We start from the raw sequence: 14,323 nt of genomic DNA on the forward strand, positions 1-14,323 counted from the left end.
TGATTAAACAGAAGGTTTTAAGGCATCTTCACTAGTGATATTAGCATCTGCTATGTATGCATCTTGTAGCTTTCTTGTAATTGTACCAGGTTTTCCATCATTAATTGCTTTGTTATCAACTTTAATTACAGGCATAACCTCAGATGTACTGCTGGATAAAAAGATCTCATCAGCCATAGCAATATCCTCAACAGAAAATCCTTCTTCTATAAAAGGAATGTTTAAGTCATTAGCAAATTTTTCTACACGCATTCGAACACATCCATGCAAAATATTATTCGTTGCAGGATGGGTGTGAATTTTACCGTCTTTTACTAAATATGCATTTGAGGAACTACATTCTGTTACCAATCCATCTCTATGAAGAATAGCTTCATAACACCCCTGTTCCTTTGCTTCTTGCTTAGCCAATACGTTTGGAAGAAGATTTAAGCTCTTAATATAGCAATTTTCCCAGCGGACATCACGCTGAGTAATTGTGCATACGCCATTTTCCAAGTTTTCCAGATTACGCGGTAGATCCTGTAGATACGCATACATATTTGCAGGAACATTTAAAGGGAAAACATGGTCCCTAGGCGCAGAGCCTCGTGATACCTGCAAATAAACTTTTCCATCTGCTGTCATCTTATTTTTTGTTAGTAGTTCTAATAGAAGCTTCTTGAGTTCATCTTTCGTTAATGATAAGTTAATCTTAATAGCTTCTGCAGAACGGAAGAGGCGATCAACGTGCTCATTCAGTAAATAGTAGTCACCGTTATAGATGCGGATTACTTCATAAACACCATCACCAAACTGCAGGCCTCTTTCTTCATACGGATAATTTAATTCATCTCGATGTGTAAATTTGTCTTGCGCTAAAATAATTGGATAAACAGACATGAAATTTTCCCTCCTAAAGTTATGACTATTCTAATACTTCTCACGCTACTTGTAAATGTATATTAAAGTGAGAAATCTCACAGAACCATTCACGGTTGTCCGTGTATAATTTTAGATACGTAGAGAGGTGTGAGATCATGGAACCTTTGTTAAATAGATTGGATAAAACTACTTATGAAAAATTGATGATGAATAGCTTTCGCAAAGAATACATGAAAAATACTATTGTATTTAGTGAAGGAACACCGGCAGAAGCACTTTACTTTATTAAGAGTGGCACAGTTCGAATTTATAAGGGCATGGGTGCTGACAAGGAAATTACGATTTTTACCAGAAAAGAAAATGATTGTTTTGGTGAAATAGGTATATTTAGTGGAACGAAATATTCAAATACCGCAATAGTTACTCAAGATGCAATTCTTTATCGTATTACAAAAGCCAAGGCAGAGGAGCTTATTAAACAGGACGGATCACTTGGTTTACATTTTACGCGGTGGGTAGCGGAATCATTAGAGGCAAGTAAAGCTAAGATTCGGGATTATATTGCATTTGGCTCAGAAGCTGCAATAGCTTCTGTATTTATTCGGTATTCTAATATGTATGGAATTGTTACCAAAAAAGGTATCCGGATAACAGAACCGATTCGAGTTAGAGATATTAGTAAGCATATAGGTATTTCAAGAGAAACAGTAAGTCGTGTTGTTAATAAGTGGAAAGAGCAAGGAATAATCATCAATGACAACAAATTTTACCTGATTAAAGATATTCAATATTTTAGGAAGTTGCTTCTATGTGAAAATTGTGGCGTCGAAAACTGTGTTTTATAGGAGCTATTTTTATTTATGATAGCTCCTATAAAAATTCTGTCGAAAAAAGAAATTTTTTATTGATTTTTTAAAATGTGCTTGTTATAATTAAAAATGCGTTCGAAAAACACGTATTTTATTAACATAAATAATTTGAACGTAGACAATTTAATAATTAGTAATGTGCGGGTGTAGTTTAGTGGTAAAACCTCAGCCTTCCAAGCTGATGATGAGGTTCGATTCCCTTCACCCGCTCCATACATATGTCATAACGCAGTGTTTCGTAAAGTTTTTACGAAGTGTTGCGTTTTTTACTTTTATTATATGTGTAAACTACGCTAGCATTCCTAGTAAGAAACTTAAAGTAGATTGGTGGTTTCGTACGGAACTTCCTGTTCTACAGTAAAGTTCTAACTAATTCACAAAATAGATAAAGTGCGAAGTAACTTGTTTGTTTGCAAATGACCGTTTCGGAAAGTAATGTATAGTGCACAAATTATAGCTAGTTTGCGAATGTCTCCGGCGGATTATTTCAGTCTGCTGTCGATTACTTTGCTCTCCGGCGGATTACTTCAGTCTGCTGCTGATTAGTATGCTCTCCGGCGGATTACTTTCAGTCTGCTGCCGATTAATTTGTTCTCCGGCGGATTACTTCAGTCTGCTGCTGATTAATTTGTTCTCCGGCGGATTACTTCAGTCTGCTGCTGATTACTTCGCTCTCCTGCTGGTGCTCCACCCTCTACTTCGCAGTTCCCTCCTACTCTGTAATAAGGTTTATCGTTATTAATTTAGTACACTTGATTTCAAAATAGAACTAAACATACTTCATTTTTCAGTATTCTTCTTTTACCACTTCACTTGAAAACCGCTTTTCCTGCATAGTATTCTTAAACCAATAACTTTTTAAGAGCGAGGGATATTCGATGAAACGATTAATGAACGAGCTTAAAAGAATTGATAATAAAGGGTATAAGGCTTACAAAGACATTCAGGGGAAATATAGCTACACGAAGTTTGATTTATTCATAGATTATGTACAGGGTGATCCATTTGCCACCCCATCTAAAATTAGGATAGTTATTCCAGCTAAACAGCGACCAATCAAAGAGGAGTGGCTTTCCTCTTATGAGAGAAAAATAGCAGCAGAAGATAAAATGGCAAGAGTTGTAGCAAGCGCGATTCACAAGCAAAAGACCTTTATAAAAGGATCAGGAAAAAGTGGACTAATTTTATTCGATCAGCCCGGACAGGAAGTTATTGAACGAAGTGCTGTCCAATTAGACTCACAGGCTATTACTGTTTGCATATCTGTTGGATTGCCTGCAAACGGTCGGCGGATTAATGGTAAAGAGGCAGAGAAGCTATTTGGAGAGGCTATCCCTACTATAATAGAAAACTCCATATTTACAATAAAAGACGTGGAGGTAGAAGCACCCGTTCAACTGGCCGATCAACAGGTTGCCATTCGGGAGGCTATGCAAAAAAATGGATGGATTGCATTTATTAACAATGGTGCTATACTACCTCGAGAAAGTGGTGTAAGTAACCGTCCATTAAAAAATGCGGTTCCTTTTCAAAGTCCAAAGGGAGACGAAGTAGAAATAACTATACCACATCAGAAAGAACCAATCCGTGGAATGGCTATTTCTAAAGGGATTACCCTAATTGTTGGTGGAGGTTATCATGGGAAAAGCACTATTCTAGAAGCGATTGAAAAAGGAGTATATGCTCATACAGACGGGGATGGTAGAGAATATGTGCTTACAGATCCTGATGCAGTTAAGATTCGTGCTGAAGATGGCCGACAAGTTACAGGTGTCGATATTTCACCTTTTATTTCCAATTTGCCACATAAAAAAGATACAAGTTTTTTTATGACGGAAAATGCAAGTGGAAGTACATCACAGGCGGCTAATGTGATGGAAGCTTTGGAAGCAGGAGCCTCGACCTTACTTATTGATGAAGATACAAGTGCGACTAATTTCATGATCAGAGACCATCGAATGCAGCAACTAGTCCAAAAGGAGAAGGAACCTATTACGCCATTTATTGATAAAATAAGTCAGCTATATAGCCAATTAGGAATTTCTACAATTATTGTAATGGGTGGCTCAGGTGATTACTTTGCTGTTGCAGATACAGTAATTATGATGGAATCCTATCTGCCACATAATGTAACAAAAAAGGCAAAGCAAATTATGGAGAATAACCCATTGGAAAGAGACATGTCTAAAGACGACATGTTTGGAAAAGTAAGAGATCGTTATTTTCAGCAATCCACCCTACAAACAAAAAAAGGGAAAAGAGCCAAAACACAGGCTAAAGGATTATCAACGATACTAATGGGTAGAACAGATATTACTTTTCATCATACGGAACAACTTGTTGACTCTTCACAAACAAGGATGATTGCTGAAATTATCAGTTATTTGGATCGTAGTAACAGACTCGAAAACAAGTCGCTCCATACTATATTGAATGAACTGGAGAAAAAGATGGATACAGAAGGACTTGCTTCCTTTACAATATTTAAAGACCAGCATCCTGGCGATATCGCACGACCACGCAGATACGAGATTGCTGCAGTGTTGAACCGAATGCGTACGGCTATGGTAAAATAAGAATAAGACTAAACACTTTTATTATAAGGAGGGTTAGCCGATGGATATCAACAAACTTAAGCAGGAAGTTATAGAATACAGCAAAGAAATAGGTATTGATAAAATTGGCTTTGCCTCCGCGGATGTCTTCTCCGAATTGAAGGAAAGATTGAAAAGGCAGCAAACACTAGGTTATCAGTCTGGATTTGAGAAAGGAAGTGTGGACGAACGAACGGAGCCAACCCGTTTGTTGCCAGAAGCTCAATCCATAATTTCCATTGCCCTTGCCTATCCTTCTCGGATGAAGGATGCCCCAAAAAGTACAAAGGAAGAACGTAGAGGAATTTTTGCACGTGCTTCATGGGGAATAGATTACCATGTTGTTATGCGTGAAAAATTGGATAAGCTTGCTGATTTTCTTAAAGAAAAGGTGCTTGATGTAAGCAATAGGGTGATGGTAGATACAGGTGAGTTATCTGATCGTGCTGTTGCTGAACGTGCAGGCATCGGGTTCAGTGGGAAAAACACAGCGATTATTACACCTGAATTTGGATCCTTTGTCTATTTGGGAGAGTTAATTACGAATATTCCATTTCTCCCTGATAGTCCTGTGGAAGATAGCTGCGGTGATTGCACAAAATGCTTGGATGCGTGTCCAACAGGTGCTTTGGTACAAGGCGGGCAATTGAATGCACAGCGATGTATTGCTTTTCTCACTCAAACAAAAGATTTCTTGCCCGATGAGTTTCGAACAAAAATAGGTAATAGAGTTTATGGTTGTGATACATGTCAGGTAGTTTGTCCAAAAAACAAAAAAGTAGATTTTCATCACCATCCTGAATTTGAACCGGACCATGAAATCGCTAAGCCAAAGCTCAAACCAATGTTACGGATTTCCAATCGTGAATTTAAAAATACATTTGGCTCCATCGCTGGTTCTTGGCGAGGGAAGAAGCCACTACAGCGAAATGCCTTAATTGCCTTGGGCCACTATAAAGACATAACAGCAGTTGAAGAAGTTATTGAGGTGATGCAGACTGATCCTCGGCCGGTAATACGTGGAACAGCTGCATGGTCGCTTGGCAAAATCGGAACGGAGAGAGCCTATAATGCCATACATGAGGCGATGAAGAAAGAAAAAGATGAGCAAGTTATTTATGAAATGGAAAAGGGTCTTGCCTTTGAAAAAGAAGCCAGCAGAAGTTAATTAGGTGGGAGCGACTTATTATGAAGAAAATCACATTGTTTTATGACGAAATGGAGTCACCGATAGGAACGTTGCTGTTGCTAAGTGATGGAGAAGCAATAGTTCGAATCGAGTACGGAAGACTTGCTGACTTAGAAGAAAAGTTAACAACCTGGGCTAAAAGATTTATTGGGGAACCCTATTTTGTTTATCAACCTGAATTGATTGCTTCTGCTAAAGAGGAGCTGGAGGCTTATTTTAAACATCAGAAGCAGACGTTCTCTATTCCTTTTAAGTTTTATGGGACCAGCTTTCAACAAAAGGTTTGGCAAGCACTCTATGACTGTATTGCATACAAGGAGACCAAAACCTATAAAGAGATTGCAGAAATAATCGGTAACCCGAAAGCAGTGAGAGCGGTGGGAGGGGCTGTTAATAAGAATCCATTTTCTATTGTAGTCCCTTGTCATCGCGTAATTGGAGCAAACGGAAAACTAGTTGGTTATAATGGCGGTTTGGATAAAAAGGAATTTCTTTTGAAACATGAAGCAACAGATTGAAATTAAGGCAATCTGACAAGCATCCTCTCCATATATATTTAATGGAGGGGATTTTTATGGAAAAAATTAAAAAGGTATGGCTGGATTATTTCTTATCTGAAAAACAAACAACCGGTTGGTGGCAAAAAAAACGCAGCTTGTGTAAAGAAAGAAATGCTGAAATTGTTCGTCTTCATGGGGATGGTCGGCTATACAGAGAGTTTTCCTCTGATAACCAACGTATATACCACTATCTTATCCATTTATCATACCTCATTAAGCAAGATGAGTTTTTTTATCTGGAGGAGGAATTAATCCCGTATGAATTTCGGTATGATGGCGGAGCGGTAACTAATCATTATCCAATACAATATGAACAGCCTGACAAACCAAGTATTTTGCCTGAGGAAATTCGTGGAGATGATGCTTTATTAGAAAGGTTTTCCTATGATCGTAACGAAGCTGTCCGCTATGCAGAGAGATGGTGGAATAGTTATAATCCTGCATATAAAAAATTTGATGTCGATTGTACAAATTATGTTTCTCAATGCTTATATGCTGGGGGAGCCCCAATGAGAGGGGCGCCTTCTAGAGAAAAAGGATGGTGGTATCAAAACGATAATTGGAGTTTTAGTTGGGCAGTAGCCCATTCATTACGCTGGTATTTAAGTGGTTCCACCCAAGGACTACAAGGCACGGAATTAGATAATGCCTCAGAACTGCTCCCGGGTGATATTATTTGTTATGACTTCGAAGGGGATGGGAGTTGGAACCATAACACGATTGTTGTGACTAAAGATGCTTATGGAATGCCGTTGGTTAATGCACATACAAATAATAGCCGGAACCGCTATTGGTCTTATGAGGATTCAGCAGCATGGACACCTGATATTAAGTATAAATTTTTCCGCATTGGTGACAAGTAAGTGATATACTAGAACAGTACAAACAACGTAAGGAGATTAGAAAAGTGAGTTTACATGTCGTTCTATTTCAACCAGAAATACCAGCGAACACTGGAAATATTGCCAGAACTTGTTTAGCAACAGATACAACACTTCATTTAGTTCATCCGCTAGGGTTTTCAACAGATGATAAAATGCTTCGTCGAGCTGGATTGGACTATTGGAAGAATGTGGATATCAAGGAATATAAGAACATAACGGAGCTTTACAACACATATCCTGAAGGTGAATATTATTATATAGAAAACTTTGGAACCAAACATTATACAGACTATGATTTTTCTAACAAAGAGGAAGATTTGTTTTTTGTTTTCGGCCGGGAACAGATGGATCCACTTCAATTATTAGAGGGAAAAGAAGAGCAATGCCTCCGTATTCATATGAACGATAAAGTACGGTCTTTAAATCTATCGAATACGGCGGCTATTATTATATATGAGGTACTGCGTCAGCAAGGTTTTCCAGATTTGTCTTAGTAAAAATGACCTGCACCGACTATTATAATTCTTAGGGAGGCTCCTGTTTGGAAAAAATGTAATCTGATAAACTATTTCAATAACATGAAAAGCCGTGATGCAACTATACATCACGGCTTTTGGAATTAGATAAACATTATTGATTTTTCTTTGGGACTGCCGGCTTTGCTTCATATCCGGAAGTGAAGGTTGAGATAATAAAAGTTAAAACGACTCCCATTAGTAATGCTAATTTCATGCGAAACTCCTCCTTTGTATGTAAAAGAACGATTAGATGTAATTATGTCCTTATTATACCTAAATATTCGCTTTATGTGAACCAGAGAAATCCATTATTTTTCCCTACAGGTAGTTTGAAAAAACTTACAATAAAAATACTGGTAACATTATATTGTTTAAGGTAATAAAATAGGGTATATTAGTTGATGAAGTCATTCGTCAGTTCTATAATGTAGATGGATGTGAATAACCGTTACATAACGGATAACGCTAACTTCTAATGGGGGTATAAAAACGTGGCACAGAATGTAGAATCTAATGAAAGATTCTGGGCAGAATTTCATGGTCCTAACATGGGGTATGTTGAGGAACAATATGAGCTTTACAAAGAGGATCCAAATCTTGTCGATCAATCTATTAAGCAAATGTTCGATCGGCACGGGGCTCCTGAATGGTTAACACAACCTAATAGCAGTGTGCAAGAAGAGCAACAAGGGACCTCAATTAAGGATATTAAGAAGCTTACCTCAGCAATGAAACTTGTTGAGGCTATTCGTCGTTTTGGTCATCTAGAGGCGGATATTTATCCAGTTGGTCCACAGGAAGACAGAAAATCACCCTTGGTTGAACCGCATTCATATGGGTTAAGTGAGGATGATTTGGCAAACATGCCAGCAGCTTGGCTATGGGAGAAAGCGCCAAGTAGTGTTAAGAACGGGCTGGATGTTATTAAAGAATTAAAGAAATATTATTCAGGAACAATTACTTTTGAGTATGACCACATGAATAATGATGAGGAGCGTAAGTGGCTTCTTGATTTGATTGAAGCAGGGCATGCACGTCTTGATCTATCAGATGAGGAGAAGAAGCAACTACTTGAACGACTTTCACATGTAGAAGGTTTTGAAAGCTTTCTTCAAAAAACTTTCGTTGGTCAGAAACGTTTTTCAATTGAAGGATTGGAATCAATGGTTCCGATGCTTGATCAGATTGTAAAATATGCTACGGAAGATAAAATTGAAAATATAATGATGGGAATGGCGCATCGCGGACGTTTGTCTGTACTTGCACATGTTTTGGGAAAACCGTATGATAAAATTTTCTCTGAGTTTCACCATTCACCTGATAAAGAATTAATACCATCTGAAGGTTCTATGGGAATTAATTACGGTTGGACTGGAGATGTGAAATATCACTTTGGAGCTACTAGAGATGTTAAAGAAGGCGATGAGACGAAAACACGTATAACACTCGCTCATAATCCATCTCATCTTGAGTTCGTGAACCCTGTGGTGGAGGGGTTTGCGCGTGCTGCACAGGATGAACGGTCTCAAAAGGGATATCCAAAAGGTGATTTGAATAAGGCATTCAGTGTACTTATTCACGGCGATGCTGCCTTTATTGGAGAAGGTGTAGTAGCAGAGACGTTGAATTTGAGTGGATTACCTGGGTATTCCACAGGAGGAACGCTCCATATCATTGCAAACAACTTGGTAGGTTATACGACAAATCAAACAGATGGCCGTTCAACCAGATATGCAAGTGATTTAGCCAAAGGATTTGAAATTCCAATTATTCACGTTAATGCAGATGATCCAATTGCTTGTATTTCAGCAATTAAGATTGCATATGATTATCGTCAAAAATTTAATAAAGATTTCTTGATTGATTTAGTAGGATATCGTCGATACGGTCACAATGAAATGGATGAACCTCGAACTACACAGCCGGCGCTTTATCAGAAGATTGATGAGCATCCTACTGTAGCGAATGTTTATGCCGGAGTGTTAAGAGATAAAGGTGTTATCGGGGAAGATACTTTCAAAAAAATACAAGAGGATGTAGAGGATCATCTTCGTGGAATTTATGATAGTATGAAAGAAAATGAAGCAGGCTCTGTAGAAGTTCCAAACATGCCAAAAGTATTGGCAAATGGATTGGATCGATTTGAAACAGCTGTGGACTTGGATACGTTAAAAGCTCTGAATGAGGGATTATTGAATAGACCTGAAGGCTTTAACGGCTTTAAAAAATTGGAAAAGATTTTAAGCCGACGCAAAAATGTACTTGAGGAAGGTAACAAAGCGGATTGGGGTGCTGGAGAGGCGTTAACTTATGCTTCCATTCTTCAGGATGGTATTCCAATCCGATTGACTGGTCAAGATTCAGAGCGAGGAACATTTGCACATCGCCATCTAGTACTTCATGATGTGGAAACAAATGAAAAATATTGTCCGATGCATGGTCTTGAACAGGCGAAGGCATCGTTCGACATCCGAAACAGTCCTTTATCTGAAGCAGGCGTACTAGGCTTTGAATATGGCTATAGTGTTGAATCACCGAATACTCTAGTAATTTGGGAAGCGCAATTCGGAGATTTTGCAAACGCTGGTCAGGTAATCTTTGATCAGTTTATTTCAGCCTCTCGTGCCAAGTGGGGTGAAAAATCCAATATGGTTATGTTGCTTCCGCACGGATATGAAGGGCAGGGACCTGAGCATTCAAGTGCTCGCTTGGAAAGATTTTTGCAGATGGCTGCAGAAAATAACTGGATTGTAGCTAATGTGACTTCTTCTGCTCAATTCTTCCATTTGATCCGTAGGCAGGCAGCAATGCGAGGGAAAGAAGAAGCTAGACCATTAATATTAATGACACCTAAAAGCTTATTGAGAAACCAGCGCGTAGCTTCTGTTGCAGAGGAATTCACAAATGGTAAATTCCAGCCCTTACGTTCTCAGCCAAACTTAAAGGTAAGTAAAAAGAATGCCAAACGGTTATTAATTGGAAGTGGGAAAGTAATGGTCGATATTGAAGAGGCTATTGCTAATTCTGAAGAAAAGTTTGATTGGTTACGCGTCTTGCGACTTGAACAAATTTATCCATTCCCTAAAAAGGAACTAGAAAAAGAGATAAAAGAACTGCCTAATCTGGAAGAAATAGTTTGGGTACAGGAAGAACCAAAAAATATGGGGAGCTGGGATTTTGTAGATGATTATTTAAGAGATCTTTTACAAGAAAACCAGTCATTACGTTATATTGGACGGCCGGATCGTTCATCACCTGCTGTTGGTGTGCCGAATGTGCATAAAACAGAGCAAAATCAGATTGTACAACAAGCAATTAACCCGTCTAAAGGAGGAGATTCCAGTGAAAGAAATTAAAATACCAGAGCTAGCCGAATCCATTACTGAAGGTACTATTGCAGAGTGGTTAGTCAAAGAAGGCGACAAAGTAGAAAAAGGTGATCCAGTAGTTGAATTAGAAACAGACAAAGTTAATGTCGAAGTGAACTCCGACTATGCGGGTGTCATCACTGAAATTGTTCAAGGTGAAGGTGAAGACGTTGAAGTGGGAGATATTATTGCCAAGCTAGATGAAAATGGGGAAGCTGGCGCTGATACTTCCAGCAATGAAGAGCCAAAAGAAGAGAAGCAAGAAGATGTAAAAGAAGAACCGAAAGAAGATAAGAAAAAAGAAGAAGCTACAGTTGAAAACACGGAAAAAGCATCAAAGAAGGATCAAAAGGACGACAAAAAAGGAGACGTAATTGCCTCTCCTGCAGCGAGAAAACGAGCTAGAGAACTTGGAATTGATTTAAGCACAGTCAGCTCCCGTGATCCACTTGGAAGGATCCGGCCGGAAGACGTAGATGCTGCTGCCAAGGATACATCAGAGAAGAAAGAATCCAAGCCAGCTAAGAAAGAAGCACCAAAGACAGAGGAAAAAACAGAATTTGATAAGCCAGTAGAACGTGTGAAGATGTCACGTCGTCGTCAGACAATTGCAAAGCGTCTTGTTGAAGTACAACATGAAGCAGCTATGCTTACTACATTTAACGAAGTTGACTTAACCAATGTAATGAAACTTCGTAGTGAGAGAAAAGAAAAGTTTATTGATAAGCATGGAGTAAAGCTTGGATTTATGTCCTTCTTTACCAAAGCAGTTGTGGGCGCATTGAAAGAATTCCCACTATTAAATGCTGAGATTCAAGGTAATGAGCTTGTTCTTAAAAAATTCTATGATATTGGTATTGCTGTGTCCACAGATGATGGATTAGTAGTTCCGGTAGTACGTGACGCTGACCGTCTTGATTTTGCAGGCGTAGAACGTGAAATCGGAAATCTCGGTAAAAAAGCACGGGATAAGAAGTTAGCAATGGAGGACCTACAAGGTGGTTCATTTACAATTACAAATGGTGGCACATTTGGTTCCATGCTATCTACCCCTATACTAAATGCGCCACAGGTTGGTATTTTAGGAATGCATAATATTCAAAAGCGTGCTATGGTGATGCCAGATGATACAATTGAAGTACGCCCAATGATGTATTTAGCTCTTTCTTATGATCATCGCATTGTTGATGGAAAGGAAGCAGTACAGTTCCTAGTTAGAGTGAAACAATTACTTGAAGATCCATATGACCTTCTATTGGAAGGCTAATATAATGAAAGAAAACAACCGTTATCTGGACAAGCAGATAGCGGTTGTTTTTTGTCTATAATGTTTGTGGTTGTCGCAAGTCTAGATAAAATACGAGAGCATTTCGATATCAATCATTTAGTAAATCGGAAGGCCCCTGAAAAAAGTACTGTTTTTATAGTATTTTAGAATGTAAGTATTCATATGAAATTTAACTGAATCTCTATGTTAAAAAGGCGTAAAGTAGGGAATTGATAAGATGTTAAAGAAATTTACAGAAAAAACTTTCACTTGACAGACGTCTGACAACTTGGTACAATTGGCATAGAAAGTAGAAATGAAAACATTTACAAAAAATAAGGGAGGCTCATTCCGTGGCAATTCTTCTTGGAATAGTAGCAATTATCGTGGTCCTCGGGCTAGCATTTCTAATGTCTAATGACAAAAGAAATATTAATTATAAAGGCATAGGAATAATGTTAGTTTTACAATTGTTAACAACCTGGTTCATGTTTACAACCGAGATTGGTCAATTTATCATTAATAAAATCTCTGCAGGTTTTAATAAATTAATTGAATTTGGGACAGAAGGGGTTAATTTTGTTGTTGGTGGATTTGTTGTTGAAGAAGGAGGCGTTTTCTTTTTTAACGTTCTATTACTTATAATTTTCTTCGCAACAATTTTATCTGTACTAACTTATTTGAAAATCCTTCCTCCAATTATAAAGTATTTGGGTGGTTTAATTTCAAAAATTACCGGACTTCCTAAAGTTGAATCCTTTAATGCGGTTAACAGTATCTTTTTTGGTCAATCAGAAGCACTAATTGCAATACGGACACAGTTCCATCATTTAAATGATAATCGTCTTTATATTGTAAGTGCTTCCGCGATGGGATCTGTATCAGCTTCCATTGTTGGAGCGTATCTGCAAATGCTTCCCCCAGAGTATGTTTTGGTAGCACTACCACTAAATATGTTTAGTGCTTTAATGGTTGCATCCATTATTGCTCCTGTTCGTGTGCCAAAAGAAAAAGATATTGTTGATATTAAAGATGTTACTAATGATAAAAGTATTTTTGAAGCAATGGGTAACGGGGCATTAGAAGGTGGTAAAATTGCTTTAATCGTTGCTGCTATGTTAATAGCCTTTATTGCATCCTTGGAACTCGTTAACTGGTTAATTCAATTGGTATTCGCTGGTATAACGTTACAGGAAATACTAGGGTATATCTTATCACCAATTGGAATTTTAATGGGAATTTCACCGGGAGAAGTGGTACAAGCCGGTTCTGTTATGGGTACAAAAATTGTTACAAACGAATTTGTAGCTATGCTTGATTTCCAACCTATGATTGCAGATATGTCTGAAAAAACAGTAGGGATTGTATCCGTATTCCTTACAAGTTTTGCTAACTTCTCCTCAATCGGTATTATTGCTGGTACAGTTAAAGGAATTGATAGTGAGAAAGCTGTCAGCGTATCCGGTTTTGGTCTTAAGTTATTAGTAGGTGCTACACTAGCTTCTATTCTATCCGCCACTATTGTTGGACTATTTTTATAAATGTTGAAGGCTACCCTTATGGGTGGTCTTTTTTGTTGTATCGAGCTTTCATCTAAAGCACAAAATATATAAACTATTAAATAACTTTTGATGCTTAATCTAAGTATGAAAAATAAATTTATTGCTGGAAAGCCCATTGAAATATTGAGTCTGATTACGCCACCGCTATGTAAAATACTGCGCTTTTCGGGGGCGGCTGATGAGCCTCGGGCCAACACGATGTTGGTCATGAAGGCGTTGCGACAATGGGTTTCGATGGGGCGAGTATGCGCAAACGGTCTTTGATGGGACGAGTAATCGCAGTCCCAGCCCCAGGACGTCGCGACTTTAGCCTTCCAACCCCTATTACGCATTCCGGGGTCTCACCTATGCCTCATCTCCCCCAGAAGTCTCCGTATTTTCCTCCGCTCAAAGTTAATTTTTAAAAATATTAGATTATTATTAGAAGCTGAAACGTACTTAATTTATACTTCAAGTACAAGTTTGTGTGATCTTAGCCTATCTGGTTTTTAGGTGACATACCACTATATTCAGCAGTTTAAAGCAGATACGAATTGATTGGAGCGAAAGGGGGCGACTCCTACCGGAATAGCATGAGCTGAAGACCCTGGACGTAGCGTAGCGGAGGAAGCGGCTGAAGCCATGCCGGTGGAAAGCGTCCCCCTGCAG

General features: G+C 38.4%; 10 protein-coding genes and 1 tRNA gene. 10 read left to right on the plus strand and 1 reads right to left on the minus strand.

Going from position 1 to position 14,323, the window contains the following annotated elements:
- Positions 1 to 3: 3 nt before the first annotated feature.
- On the minus strand, positions 4 to 882 hold the full coding sequence (gene dat, locus JCM12304_RS10760) for a D-amino-acid transaminase (protein ID WP_019377109.1): 879 nt from the start codon (positions 880 to 882) through the stop codon (positions 4 to 6).
- A gap of 158 nt (positions 883 to 1,040) precedes the next feature.
- Here dat and JCM12304_RS10765 point away from each other — a divergent pair, with 158 nt between their 5' ends.
- From JCM12304_RS10765 to JCM12304_RS10810, 10 genes are all read left to right on the plus strand, one after another.
- Positions 1,041 to 1,709, plus strand: a complete 669-nt coding sequence (locus tag JCM12304_RS10765; protein ID WP_256200816.1) for a Crp/Fnr family transcriptional regulator — start codon at positions 1,041 to 1,043, stop codon at positions 1,707 to 1,709.
- Between the two features lie 164 nt (positions 1,710 to 1,873).
- Positions 1,874 to 1,946: transfer RNA gene (locus JCM12304_RS10770), tRNA-Gly, on the plus strand.
- Between the two features lie 665 nt (positions 1,947 to 2,611).
- On the plus strand, positions 2,612 to 4,309 hold the full coding sequence (locus JCM12304_RS10775; RefSeq protein WP_060680321.1) for an ABC-ATPase domain-containing protein: 1,698 nt from the start codon (positions 2,612 to 2,614) through the stop codon (positions 4,307 to 4,309).
- A 40-nt stretch (positions 4,310 to 4,349) separates the two neighbouring features.
- Positions 4,350 to 5,495, plus strand: a complete 1,146-nt coding sequence (gene queG / locus JCM12304_RS10780) for a tRNA epoxyqueuosine(34) reductase QueG (protein ID WP_060680323.1) — start codon at positions 4,350 to 4,352, stop codon at positions 5,493 to 5,495.
- 20 nt (positions 5,496 to 5,515) lie between these two features.
- Positions 5,516 to 6,034, plus strand: coding sequence for a methylated-DNA--[protein]-cysteine S-methyltransferase (locus JCM12304_RS10785; RefSeq protein WP_060680325.1), 519 nt, complete (start codon positions 5,516 to 5,518; stop codon positions 6,032 to 6,034).
- A 56-nt stretch (positions 6,035 to 6,090) separates the two neighbouring features.
- Entirely contained in the window at positions 6,091 to 6,939 is an 849-nt protein-coding gene (locus tag JCM12304_RS10790) for an amidase domain-containing protein (RefSeq protein WP_019377114.1), read from the plus strand.
- A gap of 44 nt (positions 6,940 to 6,983) precedes the next feature.
- Positions 6,984 to 7,454 carry a tRNA (cytidine(34)-2'-O)-methyltransferase gene (locus tag JCM12304_RS10795; protein WP_060680327.1) on the plus strand — a complete coding sequence of 157 codons (471 nt, stop codon included), beginning with the start codon at positions 6,984 to 6,986 and terminating at the stop codon, positions 7,452 to 7,454.
- A gap of 515 nt (positions 7,455 to 7,969) precedes the next feature.
- Positions 7,970 to 10,834 (plus strand): 2-oxoglutarate dehydrogenase E1 component, encoded by a 2,865-nt coding sequence (locus JCM12304_RS10800; protein ID WP_060680329.1) that lies wholly within the window; start codon positions 7,970 to 7,972, stop codon positions 10,832 to 10,834.
- Positions 10,821 to 12,113 carry a 2-oxoglutarate dehydrogenase complex dihydrolipoyllysine-residue succinyltransferase gene (gene odhB / locus JCM12304_RS10805; RefSeq protein ID WP_060680331.1) on the plus strand — a complete coding sequence of 431 codons (1,293 nt, stop codon included), beginning with the start codon at positions 10,821 to 10,823 and terminating at the stop codon, positions 12,111 to 12,113. The genes JCM12304_RS10800 and odhB overlap by 14 nt, the downstream gene beginning before the upstream one ends.
- A gap of 353 nt (positions 12,114 to 12,466) precedes the next feature.
- Entirely contained in the window at positions 12,467 to 13,654 is a 1,188-nt protein-coding gene (locus JCM12304_RS10810; protein ID WP_019377119.1) for a NupC/NupG family nucleoside CNT transporter, read from the plus strand.
- Positions 13,655 to 14,323 lie beyond the last annotated feature (669 nt).

Origin of the sequence: Virgibacillus halodenitrificans JCM 12304, from assembly GCF_001310895.1 — a bacterium.
In the GTDB taxonomy this organism is placed as follows: Bacteria; Bacillota; Bacilli; order Bacillales; family Amphibacillaceae; genus Virgibacillus_Q; species Virgibacillus_Q halodenitrificans.

What these genes read in the sequence shown, in the direction of transcription:
- dat (WP_019377109.1), bottom strand. Translation starts at nt 882, where the DNA reads ATGTCTGTTTATCCAATTATTTTAGCGCAAGACAAATTTACACATCGA.
- JCM12304_RS10775 (WP_060680321.1), top strand. Translation starts at nt 2,612, where the DNA reads ATGAAACGATTAATGAACGAGCTTAAAAGAATTGATAATAAAGGGTAT.
- queG (WP_060680323.1), top strand. Translation starts at nt 4,350, where the DNA reads ATGGATATCAACAAACTTAAGCAGGAAGTTATAGAATACAGCAAAGAA.
- JCM12304_RS10785 (WP_060680325.1), top strand. Translation starts at nt 5,516, where the DNA reads ATGAAGAAAATCACATTGTTTTATGACGAAATGGAGTCACCGATAGGA.
- JCM12304_RS10790 (WP_019377114.1), top strand. Translation starts at nt 6,091, where the DNA reads ATGGAAAAAATTAAAAAGGTATGGCTGGATTATTTCTTATCTGAAAAA.